The organism is Pseudomonas sp. GM49, assembly GCF_000282355.1.
In the GTDB taxonomy this organism is placed as follows: Bacteria; Pseudomonadota; Gammaproteobacteria; order Pseudomonadales; family Pseudomonadaceae; genus Aquipseudomonas.
The window spans coordinates 1-20,179 of the sequence record NZ_AKJL01000192.1; the positions used below are offsets into that span (position 1 = coordinate 1).

16 protein-coding genes and 1 pseudogene are annotated in these 20,179 nt (G+C 60.4%); 9 read left to right on the top strand and 8 right to left on the bottom strand.

What is annotated here, in order from left to right:
• The 5 genes and pseudogenes from PMI29_RS12020 to PMI29_RS12000 all read left to right on the top strand — a co-directional run.
• A pseudogene (locus tag PMI29_RS12020) lies at positions 1–442 on the top strand (calcium-binding protein); the annotation flags it as partial.
• 185 nt (positions 443–627) lie between these two features.
• The gene (locus PMI29_RS12015) at positions 628–1,203 is read left to right on the top strand and encodes a hypothetical protein (RefSeq protein WP_007999473.1); all 576 of its coding nucleotides are present in this window, start codon (positions 628–630) and stop codon (positions 1,201–1,203) included.
• Between the two features lie 659 nt (positions 1,204–1,862).
• The gene (locus PMI29_RS12010; RefSeq protein WP_007999475.1) at positions 1,863–2,510 is read left to right on the top strand and encodes a hypothetical protein; all 648 of its coding nucleotides are present in this window, start codon (positions 1,863–1,865) and stop codon (positions 2,508–2,510) included.
• Positions 2,511–2,759: 249 nt separating this feature from the next.
• On the top strand, positions 2,760–4,799 hold the full coding sequence (locus tag PMI29_RS12005; protein WP_007999477.1) for an NADPH-dependent 2,4-dienoyl-CoA reductase: 2,040 nt from the start codon (positions 2,760–2,762) through the stop codon (positions 4,797–4,799).
• Between the two features lie 182 nt (positions 4,800–4,981).
• On the top strand, positions 4,982–5,908 hold the full coding sequence (locus tag PMI29_RS12000; RefSeq protein ID WP_007999479.1) for a 1-aminocyclopropane-1-carboxylate deaminase/D-cysteine desulfhydrase: 927 nt from the start codon (positions 4,982–4,984) through the stop codon (positions 5,906–5,908).
• 31 nt (positions 5,909–5,939) lie between these two features.
• On the opposite strand, the gene PMI29_RS11995 is transcribed toward PMI29_RS12000, so the two are convergent.
• From PMI29_RS11995 to PMI29_RS11985, 3 genes are all read right to left on the bottom strand, one after another.
• Positions 5,940–6,500 carry a cytochrome b gene (locus PMI29_RS11995; RefSeq protein WP_007999481.1) on the bottom strand — a complete coding sequence of 187 codons (561 nt, stop codon included), beginning with the start codon at positions 6,498–6,500 and terminating at the stop codon, positions 5,940–5,942.
• A 239-nt stretch (positions 6,501–6,739) separates the two neighbouring features.
• The gene (phnX, locus tag PMI29_RS11990) at positions 6,740–7,567 is read right to left on the bottom strand and encodes a phosphonoacetaldehyde hydrolase (protein WP_007999483.1); all 828 of its coding nucleotides are present in this window, start codon (positions 7,565–7,567) and stop codon (positions 6,740–6,742) included.
• Positions 7,568–7,717: 150 nt separating this feature from the next.
• Entirely contained in the window at positions 7,718–8,827 is a 1,110-nt protein-coding gene (locus PMI29_RS11985) for a 2-aminoethylphosphonate--pyruvate transaminase (protein WP_007999485.1), read from the bottom strand.
• A gap of 109 nt (positions 8,828–8,936) precedes the next feature.
• Between PMI29_RS11985 and PMI29_RS11980 the strand changes: the two genes are divergently transcribed.
• Positions 8,937–9,800: a LysR substrate-binding domain-containing protein gene (locus tag PMI29_RS11980; protein WP_007999488.1), complete on the top strand. Its 864-nt coding sequence runs from the start codon at positions 8,937–8,939 to the stop codon at positions 9,798–9,800.
• A gap of 134 nt (positions 9,801–9,934) precedes the next feature.
• Here PMI29_RS11980 and PMI29_RS11975 read toward each other — a convergent pair whose 3' ends face one another.
• Entirely contained in the window at positions 9,935–10,807 is an 873-nt protein-coding gene (locus PMI29_RS11975) for a LysR family transcriptional regulator (RefSeq protein ID WP_007989132.1), read from the bottom strand.
• A 269-nt stretch (positions 10,808–11,076) separates the two neighbouring features.
• Here PMI29_RS11975 and PMI29_RS11970 point away from each other — a divergent pair, with 269 nt between their 5' ends.
• Together PMI29_RS11970 and PMI29_RS11965 are read left to right on the top strand one after the other, a co-directional pair.
• On the top strand, positions 11,077–12,402 hold the full coding sequence (locus PMI29_RS11970) for an MFS transporter (RefSeq protein WP_007999494.1): 1,326 nt from the start codon (positions 11,077–11,079) through the stop codon (positions 12,400–12,402).
• 69 nt (positions 12,403–12,471) lie between these two features.
• Positions 12,472–13,863: an FAD-dependent oxidoreductase gene (locus PMI29_RS11965; RefSeq protein ID WP_007999495.1), complete on the top strand. Its 1,392-nt coding sequence runs from the start codon at positions 12,472–12,474 to the stop codon at positions 13,861–13,863.
• A 3-nt stretch (positions 13,864–13,866) separates the two neighbouring features.
• On the opposite strand, the gene PMI29_RS11960 is transcribed toward PMI29_RS11965, so the two are convergent.
• Entirely contained in the window at positions 13,867–15,288 is a 1,422-nt protein-coding gene (locus PMI29_RS11960; RefSeq protein WP_007999497.1) for a type VI secretion system Vgr family protein, read from the bottom strand.
• A 225-nt stretch (positions 15,289–15,513) separates the two neighbouring features.
• On the opposite strand from PMI29_RS11960, the gene PMI29_RS11955 reads away from it, so the two are divergent.
• Complete coding sequence (locus PMI29_RS11955; RefSeq protein ID WP_007999500.1) at positions 15,514–16,218, top strand: YebC/PmpR family DNA-binding transcriptional regulator; 705 nt, start codon at positions 15,514–15,516, stop codon at positions 16,216–16,218.
• Positions 16,219–16,337: 119 nt separating this feature from the next.
• Here PMI29_RS11955 and PMI29_RS11950 read toward each other — a convergent pair whose 3' ends face one another.
• From PMI29_RS11950 to PMI29_RS11940, 3 genes are all read right to left on the bottom strand, one after another.
• Complete coding sequence (locus tag PMI29_RS11950; protein ID WP_033052489.1) at positions 16,338–17,651, bottom strand: leucine-rich repeat-containing protein kinase family protein; 1,314 nt, start codon at positions 17,649–17,651, stop codon at positions 16,338–16,340.
• Positions 17,652–17,732: 81 nt separating this feature from the next.
• Positions 17,733–18,857 carry a cell division protein ZapE gene (gene zapE / locus PMI29_RS11945; RefSeq protein ID WP_033052484.1) on the bottom strand — a complete coding sequence of 375 codons (1,125 nt, stop codon included), beginning with the start codon at positions 18,855–18,857 and terminating at the stop codon, positions 17,733–17,735.
• A 266-nt stretch (positions 18,858–19,123) separates the two neighbouring features.
• Positions 19,124–20,170: an ABC transporter substrate-binding protein gene (locus PMI29_RS11940; protein WP_007999506.1), complete on the bottom strand. Its 1,047-nt coding sequence runs from the start codon at positions 20,168–20,170 to the stop codon at positions 19,124–19,126.
• Positions 20,171–20,179: the final 9 nt, after the last annotated feature.

The window sequence follows — 20,179 nt, forward strand, 5'->3', positions numbered from 1 at the left end:
TATTGACACGGTCTGGACCTCGCTCGCGAGCTACACCCTGGGTGCCAACGTCGAAAATCTGCTTTTCGGCGGCAGCGGCAACTTCGCGGGCACCGGCAACGGGCTGGCCAACACGATCGTGGGTGGTGCGGGTAACGACGTTCTCATCGGCGGTGGCGGTAACGACGTGATGAGTGGCGGCGTCGCCGGCAACGATACTTTCGTGTTTGCTGCCGCGGGTTTCGGCAACGATACGATCCTGAACTTCGGAGCCAATTTGGCTGCAGAGCAGGACTTGCTCAATGTCACGGGGCTGGGGATCACCAGCGCGACGTTCGCTGCCAACGTGAGCATAGCGGCTGACGGGGCAGACACGGTGGTTGGCTTCGGGGCGGACTCCATCCGTCTTGTCGGCGTCAACAGCGCGGCCGTTGATCAGACGGACTTCATTCTGGCCACTTGAGGTCCTGGTCGGTACTGTCGCAGGGAGCGTGGACAGCGGAGGGGAGGGCAATGGATGCCCTCCCTTTCTCCTTCCATTCAATTGCCCATTAGCTATCGGGGTGCCAGCAGCGTACTGGAACTCATCAAAGCAGGTTGGAACCGAACTGCGAAATCAAAGAAACAATGGAAAAAGGAAACCCTGCCTTGAACATTTCAGCCATCTGCGTCTTGAGCAGCCTTTTGGTTGCGGTCGCGGCTTCTGCTACCGGGGTTACTTCGGTCTTCGACCTGGACTTCACCAGGTCAGCCACGGAAACGCTGAAAAAACTGGACATCAACGACGCTTTTATTATCGCCGTCTCAAGTCCTGCTGCGTTTACCTTCTGCCGCAAAGGTTCGTCAACGCTCTGGAAGTATCAGGTGTTGGATCTGGAGCAACTGGCGGCGATCCAGAATGGCCAGAAGCGGTCTTCGACGGACTATCAACTAATCACCGTTGCGCAAGTCTATAGCGTTGCCTGCGCACAGAATCACCTTGCGCCATTGGTTAAACCGCCTATCAGGCATGGACTTGTCCTCGGCCTGATTACCCTGTTTCTGTTAGTCGGCCTCCGATATACCTACCGGGCTATCATGGATTGCCGTTATGACCAGACCGGTTTTTCGAAGCCCGGCTTGCAGCAATTGAGCGAATCCCGATTACCGTACAATTCAACAGTCATGGCGTTGGCCGCATGGGGTATAGCGGCAGCTACGGCATTTGTTTACTTCGGGTTTTGAACATGACACAGGTCCTCGTATTCCAGTTTGATCCGCGCCCCAAACTTCCATTCGCTGACGATCAAGTAACCTGGTTCGTACCCTGATTGTTTCAATTAATCCTGCGTCGTTGCCAGCCTGAAAGGGTGCCCGGATTACGGTGGACTCCGCAGTGAGACTTTGCTCTGGATGAGAGTCGCTCGCTATTGTGCGTGTTGTCAGATGTATAACAACTAGCGGATCCAATATGCACTTATAAAAGTTCATGTAGTCAAGCAGGCCAGTTGTGGTGTGGCATAGCGTGAAAGTTGACTCATTACGGTCGCTTCATGTGCACTTGCGCTACGCACCGTTTGTCGGTGGCTTGCTCGGAAAGTGAACATTGCAGCGTCTGTGGCCTCTGATTCCCAAGCACGTCAGCCATGACCTGCCCCAGCAATCGCAAAAAAGAAGTGGAAGTTGAATCTCAAATGCAGTGAGTGCAAATGGGGGTTTTTATCTGAAAATCAGGGAGGTGATAAAAAAGCCGGTCATTGATTTGCCAGGCGAATCAATGAGGTTAACAGTGCCGAGTCCATGATTTGGCTTATCTTTTAGAAGTAAGGTCGCACAGGGTTTTAATAATTAAGGATCCTGTCAATTAGTCGATCTGTACTGTCGAATAAGGTGGAGAGAATACCGTGGCGATAAATACAATTATGAGCCTGCTGGAAAATAAACAATTCCTGGAGTTTTTACGTCTGGGTGTTATTTACGTTCATTTGGTGGCGTGTTGTGTAGCCATTGGTTTGGTGTTGACCAGTGATGTCGCTATGGTTAAAGACCTGTTAAGGCGAAAAGTATTCACTGAGCATGATAATGCTCACATGGAAAGCCTTCAGAAGTCTGTCATCGTTGCACTGATAGCTCTGTGGGTAACGGGTGTCGCTGTTGTCGGTATCGATTACCTGGATAAAGGTGTCGAATACTTCATGAATCCAAAGCTTCAAGCCAAAGTCATTATTGTTGCGTTATTGAGTTACAACGGCGTCTTGTTGCATCGCCTGGTACTGCCAGCCCTGCAAAAGGCAGGTTCGTTGCTCAATCTCGGATTCAGTGCTCGGATGTTGGCGTTAGCCTGCGGCTCGTTGTCGGCAGTGTCCTGGATGTATGCCGCCATGCTGGGTGTCGGGCGCCCTTTGGCCTGGAAGTACTCCCTTTCCGAACTGTTGATGGCTTATCCGGTACTGATTGGGCTCGGGTTCCTGACGATGCTGGCGCTGACTCAGCGAGCGAAGCAACAGGACGACTACGTTGCACCTCAGCGGACGGTAGCAGGCGCATGCTAAGCCGGTTCTGCGCGTAAACCTTGCGGGCTTGTCCAAAGTCCGAAAGGTGCGACCTTCCTGGAGCAGGTTTCAACCCGGACCTGCACCGGAAGGTCGTTTTAGTATTGAGTAGTAGCTGCTCATTTCGATCATTAAGTTGTCAGTTACAGTCATTGAGCGACAGCGTCGCGACTCTTAGTCTGTCGAACATGACTGACGGGGGCCGTAGAGCTCCTGCACTTTCCGTGATCGCTCGATGTGGAGTTACCGATGACCGCCGCTCAATACCCGCACCTGTTGGCTCCGCTGGACCTGGGTTTCACCACGCTGCGCAACCGCACCCTTATGGGGTCGATGCACACCGGTCTTGAAGAAAAGCCGGGTGGTTTCGAACGCATGGCGGCGTACTTCGCCGAACGTGCCCGTGGCGGTGTCGGCCTGATGGTCACCGGCGGTATCGGCCCGAACGACGAGGGCGGCGTGTATTCCGGTGCGGCCAAGCTGACGACCGAAGAAGAGGCGCTCAAGCACCGTATCGTCACCCGTGCCGTGCACGACGCAGGCGGCAAGATCTGCATGCAGATCCTCCATGCCGGTCGTTATGCCTACAGCCCGAAACAGGTCGCGCCCAGTGCGATCCAGGCGCCGATCAACCCGTTCAAGCCCAAGGAACTGGACGAGGAAGGCATCGAGAAGCAGATCAGCGATTTCGTCACCTGCTCGGTACTGGCACAAACCGCCGAGTACGACGGTGTGGAAATCATGGGCTCCGAAGGTTATTTCATTAACCAGTTCCTCGCCGCCCACACCAACCACCGTACCGACCGCTGGGGCGGCAGCTACGAAAACCGCATGCGCCTGCCAGTGGAAATCGTTCGTCGCGTGCGTGAAGCAGTTGGCCCGAATTTCATCATCATCTTCCGTCTGTCTATGCTCGACCTGGTCGAAGGTGGCAGCACCTGGGAAGAAATCGTGCAACTGGCCAAGGCCATCGAGCAGGCCGGCGCGACCATCATCAACACCGGTATCGGCTGGCACGAAGCGCGGATTCCGACCATCGCCACCAAAGTGCCGCGTGCGGCGTTCAGCAAGGTCACGGCCAAGCTGCGGGGCTCGGTCACTATTCCGCTGATCACCACCAACCGTATCAACACCCCGGAAGTCGCCGAGCAGATTCTCGCCGAGGGCGATGCCGACATGGTGTCCATGGCGCGGCCGTTCCTCGCCGACCCGGATTTCGTCAACAAGGCCGCTGAAGGTCGCGCCGATGAAATCAACACCTGCATCGGCTGCAACCAGGCCTGCCTCGATCACACCTTTGGCGGCAAGTTGACCAGTTGCCTGGTCAACCCGCGTGCCTGCCACGAAACCGAACTCAATTACCTGCCGGTGCAGCAACTGAAGAAAATCGCCGTGGTCGGTGCCGGCCCTGCCGGTTTGTCCGCCGCGACCGTGGCCGCCGAGCGTGGCCATCAGGTGACGCTGTTCGATTCGGCCAGCGAAATCGGCGGTCAGTTCAACATCGCCAAGCGCGTTCCGGGCAAGGAAGAGTTCTTTGAGACCATTCGCTACTTCAACCGCAAGTTGCAGACCACCAACGTCGAGGTGTGCCTGAACACCCGCGTTGACGTAGCCTCGCTGCTCGAGGGCGGCTACGACGAGATCATCCTGGCCACCGGTATTGCGCCGCGCGTGCCGGCGATTCCGGGAGTGGAAAACGCCAAGGTGTTGAGCTACCTGGATGTGATCCTGGGGCGCAAACCGGTCGGCAAGCGTGTCGCGGTGATTGGTGCCGGTGGTATCGGTTTCGACGTTTCCGAGTTCCTCGTTCATGAAGGTGTCGCTACCAGTCAGGATCGCGCCGCGTTCTGGAAGGAATGGGGTATCGATACGCACCTTGAGGCACGCGGTGGTGTTGCCGGTATCAAGGCTGCGCCCCATGCGCCGGCCCGCGAGGTGTTCCTGCTGCAACGCAAGAAGTCCAAGGTCGGCGACGGCCTGGGCAAGACCACCGGCTGGATTCATCGTACGGGTCTTAAGAACAAGCAGGTACAGATGCTCAACAGCGTTGAATACCTGAAGATCGACGACGAAGGCCTGCACATCCGCATCGGTGAAACCGGCGAACCGCAGGTGCTGCCGGTGGACAACATCGTGATTTGCGCCGGGCAGGATCCGCTGCGTGAATTGCATGAAAGCCTGGTGGCGGCGGGGCAGAACGTGCATCTGATCGGCGGCGCGGACGTCGCGGTGGAGCTGGATGCCAAGCGGGCGATCAATCAGGGGTCGCGGTTGGCGGCGCAGTTGTAATAGCAGGTTCAGCGTGCCAATGGCCATCGCGAGCAAGCTCGCTCCCACAGTTATCGCGTTGTTCATGAGTTTTGTGAGCGACACAAATCCACTGTGGGAGCGGCGGTGCGACGATTCGACTTGCCCGCGATAGCGTCCGCATGGCTGTTAAGATGCCGGCTCTTCACCTAGAGCCGGCATTGATGCTTCTCCCTCCCGACACCTGGCTACCCCTGGCCCCTCTCGAACGCCTTGATCTCGACTGGCTTGCTCACGCCGGCATCGAAGTGGCGATTCTGCGTCTGGACCGGATCGACCCGCTGATCAGCGGCAACAAATGGTTCAAGCTCATCGAGCACCTGAAGACCGCCGAGCGCATCGGTGCCGAAGGCATCATCAGTCTCGGTGGGGCGCACTCCAATCACCTCCACGCGTTGGCGGCGGCCGGCAAGCGTTTCGGCTTTTCCACCGTCGGCCTGTTGCGCGGGCATCCTCAGGAAACGCCAACGATGAGGGATTTGCAGGCGTTCGGCATGCAGTTGCACTGGCTGGGTTACGGCGGCTATCGGGCGCGACATGAAGCGGGTTTTTGGCAGCCCTGGCAAGCACGGTACCCGACGTTGCATCCGGTGCCTGAAGGTGGAGGCGGATTACCCGGCGCACGAGGGTGCATGCAGTTGCGGGCGCAGGTTGATGCGCAACTGGCTGGATTGGGCTGGAGTGATTACGACGGCTGGTGGCTGGCCTGCGGCACCGGCACGACCCTCGCGGGGCTGGTGCTGGCCGAAGCGGGTGATCATCCGGTTTACGGGGCGTTGGCGGTGCCTGACGATCATGGTGTGGCGCAGCAGGTCGAGATGATCGTGCAGGAAGCGGGTTTGGTCGATGCGGCGTATGAGCTGTTCGAGGCAAGTCGCGGCGGGTTTGCCAAGGTTGATCCGCTGCTGCTCGACTTCATCGAAAAGACCGGGCAGGCCAGCGGCATCCCCCTGGAACCGCTGTATACCGGCAAAGCACTGCTGGCACTCAAGCAGCAAGTCGAAGCGGGCCGATTCGCCCAAGGTACGCGACTGATCTTCATCCACACCGGCGGCTTGCAGGGGTGGCGGGGTTTGAGTTCAAAAAACTGAGTGGCGCTGCGATCCAGTGTGGGAGCTGGCCTCAGGTATCGCGGGTTCCGCCTTTGGGCATCATCCGCAGCAAGGTGTTATCGCCCACCACATAGTGGTGATACAGCGCGGCCGCGGCATGCAGGCCGATCAGCCAATAGCCGATAGTGCCGCCGAGCTCGTGCCAGTCCTGGAGTTGTTTGGCCAGGTCCTTGTTTTCCGCGATCAGCATCGGCAGGTCGAAACCATAGAACATCACCTGATTGCCTTTGGCGCTGACGACCAGCCACCCGAGAATCGGCGTGGCGATCATGAAAATGTACAGCGCCCAGTGCATCAGCCTGGCCAGCGTCGTTTGCCAGTGCGGCGAGGCCGGGAAGACCTCCGGCGCCGGGCCTAGACTGCGTGCGAACAATCGCAGCCAGACCAGAACGAATACGGTCAGGCCGAGCATGAAGTGCGATTCGACGATCAGCGTGCGCCCGCCACTGCCCTTGGGAAAGAACCCGCGAAACTCGATACAGGCGTAAACCAGCACCAGCAGGACCAGCATCAACCAATGCAGCGCGATCGATACGGTGCTGTAGCGCGAGGCGGAATTTTTCCACGGCATACGGTGTTCCTCAGAGGTCCGGTTTAAAGCCACCGTTCTTGTCCGACGGTGTGCTTTAACTGTAATCCTGTTTCACCGGGATTGCCTGAGGCGATTGGTCGCTGAATGCCCTCGTTCATGTCCTGGACAGAAAAACCTGTAGGAGCGAGCTTGCTCGCGATGGAGTGTCAGATACGTTGATGTCGACTGACACACCATCGCGAGCAAGCTCGCTCCTACAGGGGGGGGAGTTGCGTTTTTTAGCTCGATTGCGGCATTTCGCCGTTGGCCAGACGCTTGTTGATGTCGGCGATCACTTCCGGCAGATCGGTGATGGTGTCGATCATGTAGTGCGGGCGCGAACCTTCGAACATGGCGTGGATGCGCTTGCGCTCGCTGTCCAGTTGGTCGCTGCCCAGCGCGCGATAACCTTCGTAGTCCAGGCCCAGGGCGTTGCCCGAGCAGATCAGCGCCACGGTCCACATGCCGGCGCGGCGACCTTCGAGAATGCCCGGCACGGTGTCATCGATCTTCACGCACGCGGCGACATCGTCGATGCCCAGGGCGATGACGTTGGCCAGCGCCTGGGCCGGCCATGGGCGGCCATTCGGGACTTCGTCGGTGGCGACCACGTGATCGGCGACGTAGCCGTTGGTGGCGGCCAGTTCGACCACTTTGTCCATGACCTGTTTCGGGTAACCGGAGCAGGAGCCAATCCTGATCCCTTGCTGGCGCAGGTTGGCAATGGTCTCCAGCGCCCCCGGAATCAGCGCCGAGTGTTCGGCGATTTTTTCGATCTGCAGGGGCATGAAGCGCTGGTAGATCGCGGTGACGTCATCGTCGGTCGGCGTGCGGCCGAACACTTTGCGATAACGCTCGGCAACTTCGGGCTGATCGCACAAGGTGCGGATGTGGTCCCACTTGCCCATGCCCATCGGGCCACGGGCTTCTTCGATGGACACCTGGACGTCGAACTCGGCGAAGGCCTCGACGAAAATCTGCGTCGGGGCGAAGGAGCCGAAGTCGACCACGGTGCCGGCCCAGTCGAGGATGGCGGCTTGCAGTTTGGTTGGGTTGGTGTAGTTCATGGTGATCTGAATCCTGTAATAACTGGCTATTGAAGAGCAGCTTTACTGTAGGAGCGAGCTTGCTCGCGATGGTCTTTCATTCAACAGGTGTGTCGACTGACCGGGCCTCATCGCGAGCAAGCTCGCTCCTACAGGGGAATGCGGTGTGATCTAGATGTCGAGGACTTCCATCTCGCGCAGTACTTCAGCGATCGCCGCTACGGCTTCGCGCATTTCGGCTGGCTGGACATGACCGATGCAGCCGACGCGGAAGGTTTCGACCTGGGTCAGTTTGCCGGGGTAGAGGATGTAACCCTTGGCCTTGACCCGCTCGTAGAACTCCTTGAACTGGTAGCGCGGATCTTTCGGGGCATGGAAGGTGGCGATGATCGGCGCCTGAATGGCCGCCGGCAGGAAGCTGCGCAGCCCCAGTTTGCCCATCTCCTCCATCAGTGCCTGGCAGTTGGCGGCGTAACGTTCGTGCCGGGCCGGCAAGCCGCCTTCTTCGTTGTACTGCAGCAGGGCTTCGTGCAGCGCCGCGACCACATGGGTCGGCGGGGTGAAGCGCCACTGGCCGGTCTTGGCCATGTAAGCGTGCTGGTCCTGCAAGTCCATCGCCAGCGAATGCGAGTTGCCGGCGGCGCTGGCCAGGGATTCTTTGCGGGCGAAGACAAAGCCCATGCCTGGCACGCCTTCCAGGCATTTGCCCGAGGCGGCGATCAGTGCATCGAAGGGCACCTGTTGCGCGTCCACCGGCAGCGCGCCGAACGAGCTCATGGCGTCGATGATCAGGCGTTTGCCGTGTTGTGCAATGACGTCAGCGATTTCTGGCAGCGGATTGAGAATGCCGGTGCTGGTTTCACAGTGAATCAGGGCGACATGGGTGATGCCGTTATCGGCCCGCAGCAGGCGGTCGACGTCGGCGGCGGTGGTCGGTTCGTCTTCGGCGGTTTCGAAGGTGCTGAAGGCGCGGCCCAGCACTTCACAGATTTTCGCCAGGCGTTTGCCGTAGGCGCCGTTGATCAGTACCAGAACCTTGCCGTCCCGAGGCACCAAGGTGCCGATCGCGGCCTCCACCGCGAAGGTGCCGCTGCCTTGCAGGGGCACGCAGTGGTGAGTGGCGGCGCCGTTGATGATCGCCAGCAGTTGCTCGCAGAGGCTGGCGGTCAGTTGATTGAAGCGGTCATCCCATGAACCCCAGTCGATCATCATCGCCTGACGGGTGCGGGGCGAAGTGGTCAACGGGCCGGGGGTGAGCAGGATGGGTGCGGCAGTACTCATTCTCGTGTCCTCGCAATCGATGGGATGAAGCTACGTGGCCTAAATTGCAATTTGCCGAGTTATCAATCAAATTGTTTGTTGTTATGCCAGCCATCAGTGAGGGTTATTCATGAACCTGTTTCAGCTCCGCGCCTTCGATGCCGTGGCCCGGGAAGGCAGCTTTACCCGGGCGGCGGCGCGGCTGTTCATCAGCCAGCCGGCGGTCACCGGGCACATCAAGGCCCTGGAGGAGCACTACCAGATCACCTTGTTGCGTCGCACCGCCCGACGGGTGGAACTGACGGAGGAGGGCACCAAACTGGCGGCAATCACCCGGGCGATGTTTGGCCTGGCCGAAGAGGCGCAGGTGATGCTCGAAGCCAATCGGCAATTGCTCACCGGGCGTCTGGAGGTGGCGGCGGACGGTCCGCACATGGTCATGCCGATGCTCGCCAGCCTGCGCGCGCGCTATCCGGGGATCACGGTGAACCTGCGCCTGGGCAACGCCCAGGAAACCCTGGCGGCGTTGTTGTCCGAGCATGCTGACGTGGCGGTGCTGACCGAAATCGAGCCGCGCAAGGGCTTGCATCTGCAGGCGCTGAACGAATCACGGATTTGCGCGCTGGTACCCGACGGGCATCCCTGGGCGCAGATGGCCAAAGGCGTACAGCTCAAGGAGCTGGATCAGGTGATCATGGTGCTGCGCGAGCCGAGTTCGATTACCCGGCGCACCTTCGACGAGGCTTGCGCCCAGGCCAAGGTCAATCCACGGGTGCTGCTGGAACTGGACAGCCGCGAAGCGGTGACCGAGGCAGTGGCCGCCGAACTGGGGGTAGGGGTGGTGTCGTCGGTGGAGGTCAGCCACGACCCGCGGGTGGCGGCGGTGCCGATCATTGGCGAGGGGTTGGTGAATCGGCACATGATCGGTTGCATGGAGCGGCGGCGGGATTTGCGGTTGATTCAGGCGTTTTTGGGGTTGGCGCCTGTCAGGTAGACCGAGTCGTCTGCCATCATCGGATCGCCGCCCGGAGCAAGCTCGCTCCCACAGTGTTCTGTGTCGTACACAAAATCGGCGAGCAGCATAAATCCCTGTGGGAGCGAGCTTGCTCGCGAAGAGGCCGAACCTGCCTACGCAAGACTCTCGCGCACCATCTGCAGAAAAGTCGCCACCAGCCGCCGCGAACTCTGCTCGCGCAAGCACACCAGCGTCTCGGTCAATCGCCGTTTACAGTCGGTAATCGGTAACGCGCACACCCTGGAATCCGCACCGAACTCGGCGGCGGACACCACGCCAACTCCAATTCCCACCACCACCGCTTCACGCGCCGCTTCCCGGCCTTCGACCTGTATCGCCGGACGAATCCGAAACCCGGCGCCGGCCATTTCTTCCTCCAGGGTCTGGCGCGTCACCGAACCGATTTCCCGCAACACCAGTGGCGTGTCGTCGAGGTCCGCGAGGGTAATGGATTCGCGGTCGGCCCACGGATGATTGCGCGACACGAACGCCACCATCGGGTCGTTACGCAGGGGCAGGGAGATCAGCCGTTCATCGCTGACGTCACGGCCCAGCAACGCCAGGTCGGCCTGATAGTTGAACAGTCGAAACAGCGACTCATCGGTGTTGCCGGTTTCGATCTTCACGCTGATCCCGGGATAGCGTTCGCAGAACCGCGCGATCTGCGGTAGCACGTGCACCGGTGCATCCACCGCCAGAATCAGGCTGCCGGTCTGCAAGGCCTGGGACTCCTGAAGCAGCTCCTGGGCTTCCGCCTCGATCACAAAAAGCCGCTGGGTAACGCTCAGCAGGCGCTCACCCAGATCGGTCAGGCGCACCGAACGCTTGTTGCGGTGAAACAGCAAAACCCCGTAGCGCTCTTCGAGTTTGCGCACCTGGTCGGAAATCGCCGGTTGCGTCAGAAAAAGCCGCTCGGCGGCTTTGGTAAAGCTTCCATGGACCGCCACGGCGTGGAACGCTTTGAGCTGGGCGTGGGAAACCGACATGGGAATCTCCAGTAACAAGCTGAGCTTATTTTTGAAATACGATAAATCGATTTCACTTATTAATCAGTAATTGTTTTTATCCACCTCAGCCCCGGTGACTGGTCAATCGAACAGCAGCGGGTGCCATGAGCCTGTGCGTGCAACTACAGGACTCATCTGACCGGAATCGCCCACAGGGACAAGGTGATTTCGCAGTGCTCAACAATAAAAAACACAGGCGTTTTCTTCCAATTCTGCCGGCACACTCACACCCTGAGGTCAGAACCACAATGAACAAGCACATCGGCACCATCAAGCGTTGGCGCGTGCAGATCTTCGCGATCACCTGGCTCGCCTACGCCGCTTTCTACTTCACCCGCAAAGCCTTCTCGGTGGCCAAGCTCGGCATCGCCGAAGACCCGACCTTCATGCTCGACAAAATGGCCATGGCCAACCTCGACGCCATCTACCTGACGGCGTATGCCGTCGGACAATTCACCTGGGGCATCCTGGCCGACCGCTTCGGGCCGCGGGTGGTGGTGCTTGGCGGGTTGCTGATTTCCGCTGGCGCGGCGCTGGTGATGGGTAACTTCGCAACATTACCGATTTTCGCTACCTGCATGCTGATACAAGGCCTGGCGCAGTCCACCGGTTGGTCGGGGCTGTGCAAGAACCTCGGCAGTTTCTTCCCCTCCGAACAACGCGGGCGGGTATTGGGCCTGTGGAGTTCCTGCTACGCCTTTGGCGGTCTCGTGGCGTCGCCGTTTGCCGGGTGGTGGGCGTATACGCTCATCGGCACCTGGCATGCGGCGTTTGTTTCCAGTGCGGCGGTGGTTGGGCTGGTCGCCGTGCTGTTTTTTATTTTTCAACGCAACAAACCGGAAGACGTGGGCTTGCCGGCCGTGGAGCCAGAGCCGGAACTGACGGCGGAAGAAACCCTTGCCCAAAGCAAAATCAGCATCTGGGAGCCGCTGAAGGAAATCCTGCGCAACCGAACAGTGCTGGTGCTGGGGTTGGCGTACTTCATGCTGAAACCGGCGCGTTACGCGATCCTGCTGTGGGGGCCGGTGATCGTCTTCGAACAGATGCCTTCGGTGGGCAAGGTCGGTGCGGCGATCATTCCGACTTCGTTCGAGCTGGCCGGGTTGCTCGGGCCGATCATGATCGGCCTGGCCTCGGACAAACTGTTCGGCGCCCGGCGCATGCCCGCTTGTGTGCTCAGCCTGTTGGCACTGACCGTGTCTTTGGCGCTGTTCATGGGGGCCCTGCACACCGGCAGCGTGATCCTGGTGGTGGCATTGCTGTTCGTCATGGGCCTGACCCTTTATGGACCTGACTCGATGATCAGCGGCGCTGCCGCCATCGACTTCGGCACGGCCAAGGCCGGTGCGACGGCGGCCGGGTTCGTCAACGGCTGTGGCTCGGTCGGGGCGATTCTCGGCGGGCTGCTGCCGGGCTACTTCGACACCGTTACCGTGTTCATCGTCTTCGCCGGCTGCGCAATGTTCTCCGCACTGGTGTTGATCCCGCACTGGAACAGCCGCCCTGGCGGCCTGGGTACTCACTTCGCCTACGTACCCAATCAAGCGATGACCGTCAAACCCCTGCGTTCCTGAATCCTGTCCCTCGCGGCCTGCTGCGTCTGCGGCAGGCCGGCGTGTGGGCCACTGACTGGAGATTGACCCATGAGACCCTTTTGGCTGGACCAGGCCTTGAAGGCTGATGCATCCGAAACCTGTCCGCCACTGGAAGGCGACAGCCGCGCCGACGTGTGCATCGTCGGCGGCGGTTACACCGGGTTATGGACCGCGATCATGCTCAAGGAACAAAACCCCGAACTCGACGTGTTGCTGATCGAAGCGGATATCTGTGGTGCCGGGGCCAGTGGACGCAATGGTGGTTGTGCATTGTCGTGGTCGGCCAAGTATTTCACCCTTGAGCGTTTGTTCGGCGTCGAAGAGGCAGTGCGCCTGGTCAAGGAGTCCGAGCGCAGCATCCATGCCATCGGTGCCTTCTGCGAACAATATGCGGTGGACGCCGATTACCGCCTCGACGGTACGCTCTACACCGCCACCAATCGTGCCCAATGCGGCTCGACCGATGCGGTCATCGCCGCGCTGGAGCGCAACGGCATCAACTCTTTCACCCAGCGACCGGTGGCCGATGTGCAGCGCATGGCTGGCTCCAGCAAACACCTGGAAGGCTGGTTTTCCCCGGCCGCGGCCAGTGTGCAACCGGGCAAACTGGTGCGCGGGCTGCGCCGGGTCGCCCTGCAATTGGGTGTGAGGATTCACGAAAATACCGCGATGACCGGACTGGAAGAGGGCAGGCCGGCGGGCATTCAAACCCGCAACGGCACCATTCGCGCCGACCGCGTGGTGTTGGCGATGAACGCCTGGATGGCCCGGGCGTTCCCGCAGTTCGAACGCAGCGTGGCGATCGTTTCCAGCGACATGCTGATCACCGAGCCACGGCCGGATTTGCTCGATGAAATCGGCTTGACCAGCGGTGTCACGGTGCTCGATTCGCGGATTTTCGTGCACTACTACCACAACACCCCCGACGGCCGGATCATGCTCGGCAAGGGCGGCAATACCTTCGCTTATGGCGGACGCATGCTGCCGGTGTTTGATCAGCCTTCGCCCTATGCAGGTCTGTTGCAGAACAGCCTGACGGATTTCTTCCCGGCGTTTGCCGACGTCAAGGTCGAGGCGACCTGGAATGGTCCGTCGGATCGTTCGGTGACCGGGCTGCCGTTTTTCGGGCAGATGAGCGCCAGTGGCAATGTGTTCTACGGTTTCGGCTACTCCGGCAGCGGTGTCGGGCCATGCCATATGGGCGGGCAGATTCTGGCGTCGATGGTCCAGGGCCTGGACAACCCCTGGACCCGCTCGCCGCTGGTCAACGGGCCGCTGGGGTTTTTCCCGCCGGAGCCGATTCGCTACATCGGTTCGCTGATGGTGCGCAACGCCATCCGCCGCAAGGAGCGAGCGGAGGATCACGGGCGTCGGCCACGGCATCTGGACGTGCGTCTGGCGAAGTTCGCCGCTGCGGCCGGCAAGGCCGACAAGGGTTGAGCATCAGGGCGCAAGGTCCGAGCGGTTGAGCAGCCAGTCGAACAGCAGGCGGGTATCGCCACGGGGCTCGCGCGGACGAGGGTGGCGAGGTTGTGGCCGAGGGCCCATGGCCGTGCAGAGCACCGGGCGATCCGGATCACTGTCGAGGAAAATCACCAGTACTTCGCTGCCAGCCACGGGCAGGCGGGTCGGATCGATCCAGTCCTCGGTGGTGGTCAGCGCCAGCGGTAGCCACAGGCCATCGGATGCCTCTGCGGCTGATTGTGTGGCGGGCCAGAGTTGCACTTGAACCCGGCCATCCTCATCCACCGTCGCCGGTTGCCCGACCGGGCCGCACACCTGGCCGGGCTGATACCCGGGGATACTCGGCCTGGGTTGTTTGAGCGCAGGCCTGAACACCGTCGACCAAGGGATGGCGCTGAATTGATTGCGGTAACCCGGCGTCGTGCGCGGTGCGTCGTCGAGCAGAATGGATGACTGACGCCCCTGATGGCGGATTTCGGTGACCAGCCATTGATCGTTGAAATTCGCCAGCGGATGCCCGGCCACCTGAACGATCCGGCCACTGCGTAATGCACCCTGGTTACTTTGACCGTGGATCTGCAGGTGTCGGCAGCGCAGGCGTTCCAGTTGGCGACGGCTGAGCTGGTCGCGATGTTGTTGTTCGCGAGCGGGAAAGTGTTTCGGCGGGGCGAACAAGTGATTGGCTGCGCCGTCGCTGATGTCCGGTGCACCAGGATTCCTGGCACTTGGGCGCACGGGGGAGCGCGGAGCGTCATGGCGCTGGAACAATTCGCTGATCACCGGTTCGTGGTGTTCATCGAGGGAGTCGCTGCGCAGCGGCATGCACAGCGGTTCCTGGGGGAAACTCAGGCTGTCATCTGCCAGCACCAGCACATGGCCGTCGCGTTGATGCTCGAAGTGATAATGAATGCCTTCTTCCTCGCACAACCGTTGTAGCAACGCCAGGTCGGTTTCTTCGTACTGAATGCAAAAAGGTCGCAGGGGATAGTGCCCGGTTGCCAGTTCAAAGCGATAACTGCCGGCGGGCAGCGCATGTTCCTCCAGCAACCGGCGCAGGATCATGGGCACGCTGGCGCGCTGGAAAACCCGTCGGCAGCGTTGCTGATCCAGCGCCTGAATACTGGGCACCAACACCAATTTGTAAGCGACCCGGTGTGCGCTTCGATGTTCACAACCGGCGCTGTGCAACACGCCATGTATGCCTTGTTCGTGGCCAAATTCGAGGAACGCCGGCTGGTGCAGCAATCGTTCGAGGTTCAGGGCCGGTGCCAGCCCGATAACCTCGATGTCGAATCGATAGGGCTGGTTGAGTGCTTCATGACCGCTGAACCGGACTACCTGGAAACTCAGGTCGTCATCGAGAAGCGTCAGGGTGGTGGGACTTTCCTTGTCGTTGTGCATCGAACACGCTGCTGCCGTTGAATAGGGTGCAAAGCGTACGAAACCCCGGTGCATTGCGGACACGTTAAAGCGGCATTTCAGAATCCCCCTACAACCGCTGGTGAAGATGTCGATGCCAGTCGGGATTTTTTGGTCGATTGCCAACTTTAGGCCGTATAAACTTGCGCAATGCGTCGGCCAATAGATGTCTCGGCGCCACAGATGCCACAGATAAGAGAGTGAGAAATGGGCGCACAGTGGAAGGTTAAACACAAAGAAGCGGCAGCCAATGCCAAGGGCAAGATCTTCGGCAAACTGGTGAAGGAAATCACCATTGCTGCGCGCAACGGTGCCGATATTGCTACCAACGCGCATTTGCGCCTGGTGGTTGAACAGGCCAAGAAAGCTTCGATGCCCAAGGAAACACTGGATCGCGCCATCAAGAAGGGCGCGGGCCTATTGGGCGAGACCGTGCAATACCATCGCGTGACCTATGAAGGGTTCGCCCCGCATCAGGTGCCGTTGATCGTTGAATGCGTGACCGACAACATCAACCGCACCGTCGCCGAGATCCGCGTGGCGTTCCGCAAGGGCCAACTGGGCGCTTCCGGTTCGGTGGCCTGGGACTTCAACCATGTCGGCATGATCGAAGCGTCGCCGGACACCCTGGACGCCGACCCGGAAATGGCCGCCATCGAAGCCGGTGCGCAGGATTTCGAACCGGGTGAAGAGGGGGCAACCCTGTTCCTGACCGAGCCGACCGACCTCGACGCGGTACAGAAAGCCCTGCCGGAACAAGGCTTCACCGTGCTGTCGGCAAAACTGGGCTACCAGCCGAAAAACCCGGTCAGCGGCCTGAGCGATGAGCAGATGGCTGAAGTCGAAGCGTTCCTCGAAGGCCTCGATAACCATGACGACGTGCAGGACATGTTTGTCGGGTTGGCGGGTTAAGTCTTTGTGTCAATGACGGTTCTGTTGTCTGTCAGACCGTCATCGCGAGCAAGCTCGCTCCCACAGGTTTAGCGCTGTCCCTGTGGGAGCGAGCTTGCTCGCGAATGACCGCGCAGCGGTCACAGATTTTTCAGTTGCTCCACGACTTCGCTAAACCCCGGCCGCGCCAGCACTTGCGGCTGACAGCAACGCCGCTCCAGATCTTCCAGCACTCCACGCCGTTCATCGCTCAACCCCGAGTCGATCCGCGCCAGTAACTCCCCCAACAACACCCCGAACGCCCGCACCTCGATCCGCTGCAAGGCACGGCTTTCAAGGCTGTCGGAAATCCCGTGGAACGACGCCGCGCCAAAGTCCCCCAGCAAACAATCACCCTGTTCATTCCACAGAATATTGTGCCCGTAGAGGTCGCCGTGGGTGATGCCATGGCCGTGCAGGTGCTCGGCCACCGAGGCAATCCCCGAGGCAATGCGTAGCGCCACCGTGGCACTCAAGCGCAAGTCGTCGGGGTAGATGTCGCGGCTGCACGACGCCAGGCTCGGCAGTGCGGCGAGGTTGCGGTAACTCGGTGCGATCAGTTGCATCACCAGCCCGGTGGTTTGCTGCGGGTGATCGACAATCCGCCCTTCGACGCGGATCAGGTTCGGGTGCAGGCCGGCGGTGATGCAGGCGTTCATCTCGTGCAGCGGTGAGCCATCGCTGGTCATTTCACCCTTGTAGAGCTTCACCGCAACGGCCATGGGCGGCTGCTCAGCCGGTTGCCAAACAGCCTGATGGATCACCCCGGACGCACCTTCGCCGAGTTTTTTCTCAAGGCGTAATGTCGACCAGTCAATGCGCGGTGTCGCGTCGAGGGCCGCGGCATCGGCTTCGGTTTCCAGCGGGTTACCGGCATAGGCCAGCCAGGTCAGGCTCGGCAATTCCAGCAACCATTGCGGCAACTCGGTCAACTGGTTGGCGGCGATGCGGATCAGCTCCAGCCGATGACAATTGCGCATCGACTGCGGCAATGCCTGCAGGCGGTTGCCGGCGAGCATGAGCTTTTGCAGGTATGGCCGCTCTCCCAACTCGCTCGGCAGCGTCTCGATGCAGTTGTCGGTCAGGATCAGCCAGCGCAGCAGCGGTGGTAGCGCCGCTGCGGGCACGTGGGCGATGCGGTTGGCCTTGAAGCCGATCATCGTCAGAGCGGCGCATTGGCCCAGGCAGGCCGGCAACTCGGTGAAGCGGTTATCGGAACAGAACAGCACGCGCAAACGGGTCAGGCGATGCAAGTCCTCGGGGAGGGCGCTCAAGGCATTGCCGCTGAGGTTGAGCACTTCCAGCGAGTCCGCCAGATCGAAAATCTCCCGAGGGAATTCGGTGAGGCCGTCGACCAGATCCAGCCGCGTGATGCCCGACAACTCGCCGGCACGCAATTGAGCAAGGGTATGCATGAACAGATTCGCCATTGATCAAGGAAAGGGCGTGTGGCCCCGGAAATGCGCGACATGATAGCGGGAAAGACCGGTGATCTGTCAGGCCGGTTCGCTGACTTCCACCAGTTGCCCCAATCGACTGCGGGTGCGTGCCAGATCTATGGCATCGCCGTCCAGGCTTTCGCGCAAGGCGTGCTGCCCGAGCAGCGTCAGGTGCTTGTCCTGGTCGTAGAGCACGTCGATGAGGTTGATGAAACGCTGCTGGGCGGCAATCGAGCAATCACCGAGCCGCGGCAGGTCATCGATGATCCAGCTATCGAAGCGGCGGCACAGCTCCAGGTAATCCATCACGGCCACAGGCTGGTCGCACAGGTCGGCGAAAGTAAAACCGATGCGGCGCTCATCGCACAAACGCGCCTGGAAGTGTCGGGTGCCCACGGGGAGCGACAGCGGCGGGGCACCGCGATCCGGCAGATTCAATGAGTGCCGCTGCAGCGCGCTGGCCGGCCACACATAACGGCCTTGGGTGAACAGCTGTTGCGCGTGGCTGCGGACCTGGCTGCGATAATCGTGCGGCCCGCCGACTTCCATCACTTGCATGCGCGCATTGATCAAGTCGATCACCGGTTTGAAGCGGGCGTGGTACAGCGGATTGGGCAACAGGCCTGCGGGCGGGTAGTTGGAGGTGACCAGCAACAGGATGCCGCGCTGGAACAGTGCCTTGAACAACCGGGTGATGAGCATCGCATCGCCGATGTCGTGCACATGGAACTCATCGAAACACAGCACCCGGCAATCCTTGAGCAGTTCATCGAGGGTAGCCGCCAGGGCGTCGGCCTGTTCGCGGTGCTTGAACATGCCCTGGTGCAATTGGGCGAAAAACTGATGGAAGTGCAGGCGTTGTTTTTGCGCCAGGGGAACGGCCCGGAAAAAACCGTCGAGCAGCCAGCTCTTGCCGCGTCCCACGGCACCATGCAGGTAAAGGCCGGGAAGGGATTTCGTCGAAGCGCCCATCAGCATGCAGGCATGCCGGGCCATGCAGTCGATCACGCGTTGTTGGCTGTGGCTGAGGGTGTAGCCCCGGGAATGGGCCTGGTGGCGAAAGTAGTCGTGGATAACCTCGCCTGCCTCGGCGCTGCCGGCGGCCGGTGCCTTGCCGAGAAGGCGACGCAACGATTGCCAGCGCGATTTGATTCGCGAACGATTGGGCGGTCGAACGGCCACTGAGATGTCACCTCTGGTGTGCGGGCAGGCTCCCCGAGCCGGGGCGCCATAGTGTAACCAGAGCAGAGAATTTGCTTCCAGTTGTGTCAGTGCGCGTCGGAGCGGTTCCGACCGGTCACTTGGAAGGGCCTGTAGGAGCGAGCTTGCTCGCGAAAAACTCTGGATAGCGCGGGCACTCAGGCAGCACGCGTTATCGTTGACGTCCATCGCGAGCAAGCTCGCTCCTACAGGGGGCGTCGTTTGTGAAGCGCAGTCGTGTCAGTCGCCTATCGCTCGATACTCCGATTCCACCGTGCATTCCACGCAGGGCGCTGTTCGTTGACCTGATCCCAATCCACCGCGATTGCGGTCTCCAGGTATTGTTTCATCGCTTCGACCTGCCCACGGGTTCGCTCGGAGGTCGGGGTATTGGGGTTGGAAGGAATCTGGTCGCCGTCCTCAAGCGCGGCGGCCTGGGCTTCGGGGGTGAGCAGGAACGCGGCGAGTTTTTGCGCCAGTTGCGGTTGCGTGTTGTTGGCGATGGCGCATTCAGCGACGTTGAGCACCACGGCGCCTTCCTTCGGTTGTGCGTATTCCACCGGCATGCCCTTGAGCTTCAGGGCGGTAACCTGGGTCGGTGTCAGCGGAAACAGCGCCGCCTCGTCGGTCTGGAGCATTTCGGAAATCTTCGCCGAACTCGGGATGTATTCCAGTACGTTGCGCCCAACTGTGTTCGGCCAAGCCTTGAACCCCGGATCGACGTTGGTTTCGCTGCCGCCCTGAATCCGGTTGAACATCAGGAAACCGTGCAGGCCGAAGGTGGAGGAGGCCATCGACTGGAACACCAGTTTGTCCTTGAAGCGCGGGTCGGCCATGTCCATCCACGAGGTCGGCGCGCTCCAGCCTTTCTCCTTGAACAGGCGTGTGTTGTAGGCCAGCCCGGTGACACCGAGGCTGACGGCCACCGCCTGATCCTTGATCCGCCCCTTGTCGGGAATCTGCGCCAGGGCCGGGTTGTCTTCGAGTTTGTCGCACAGGCCCATGGCGATGGCGCGGTACATGATGCCGTCGTCGAGGAACATCACATGCATCTGCGGGTTGTCCTTGCTGGCCTGGACCTTGGCCAGGATATCGGCGGAGGTGCCGGGCACGATCACCACTTTGACGTTGTTGGCCTTCTCGAAAGCCGGCAGTACCTTGTCGGCGTAAAGCCGCTCCATGGTCCCGCCGTTCATGCCCAGGTAAAGCGTCGGTTCGGCGTGGGCCGGGGTGATGGTGAGCAGGGCGCTCATGCAGGACAAACCGAGCAGTGCGTTGCGTTTGAGGTTTTTCATTGGCGCGAC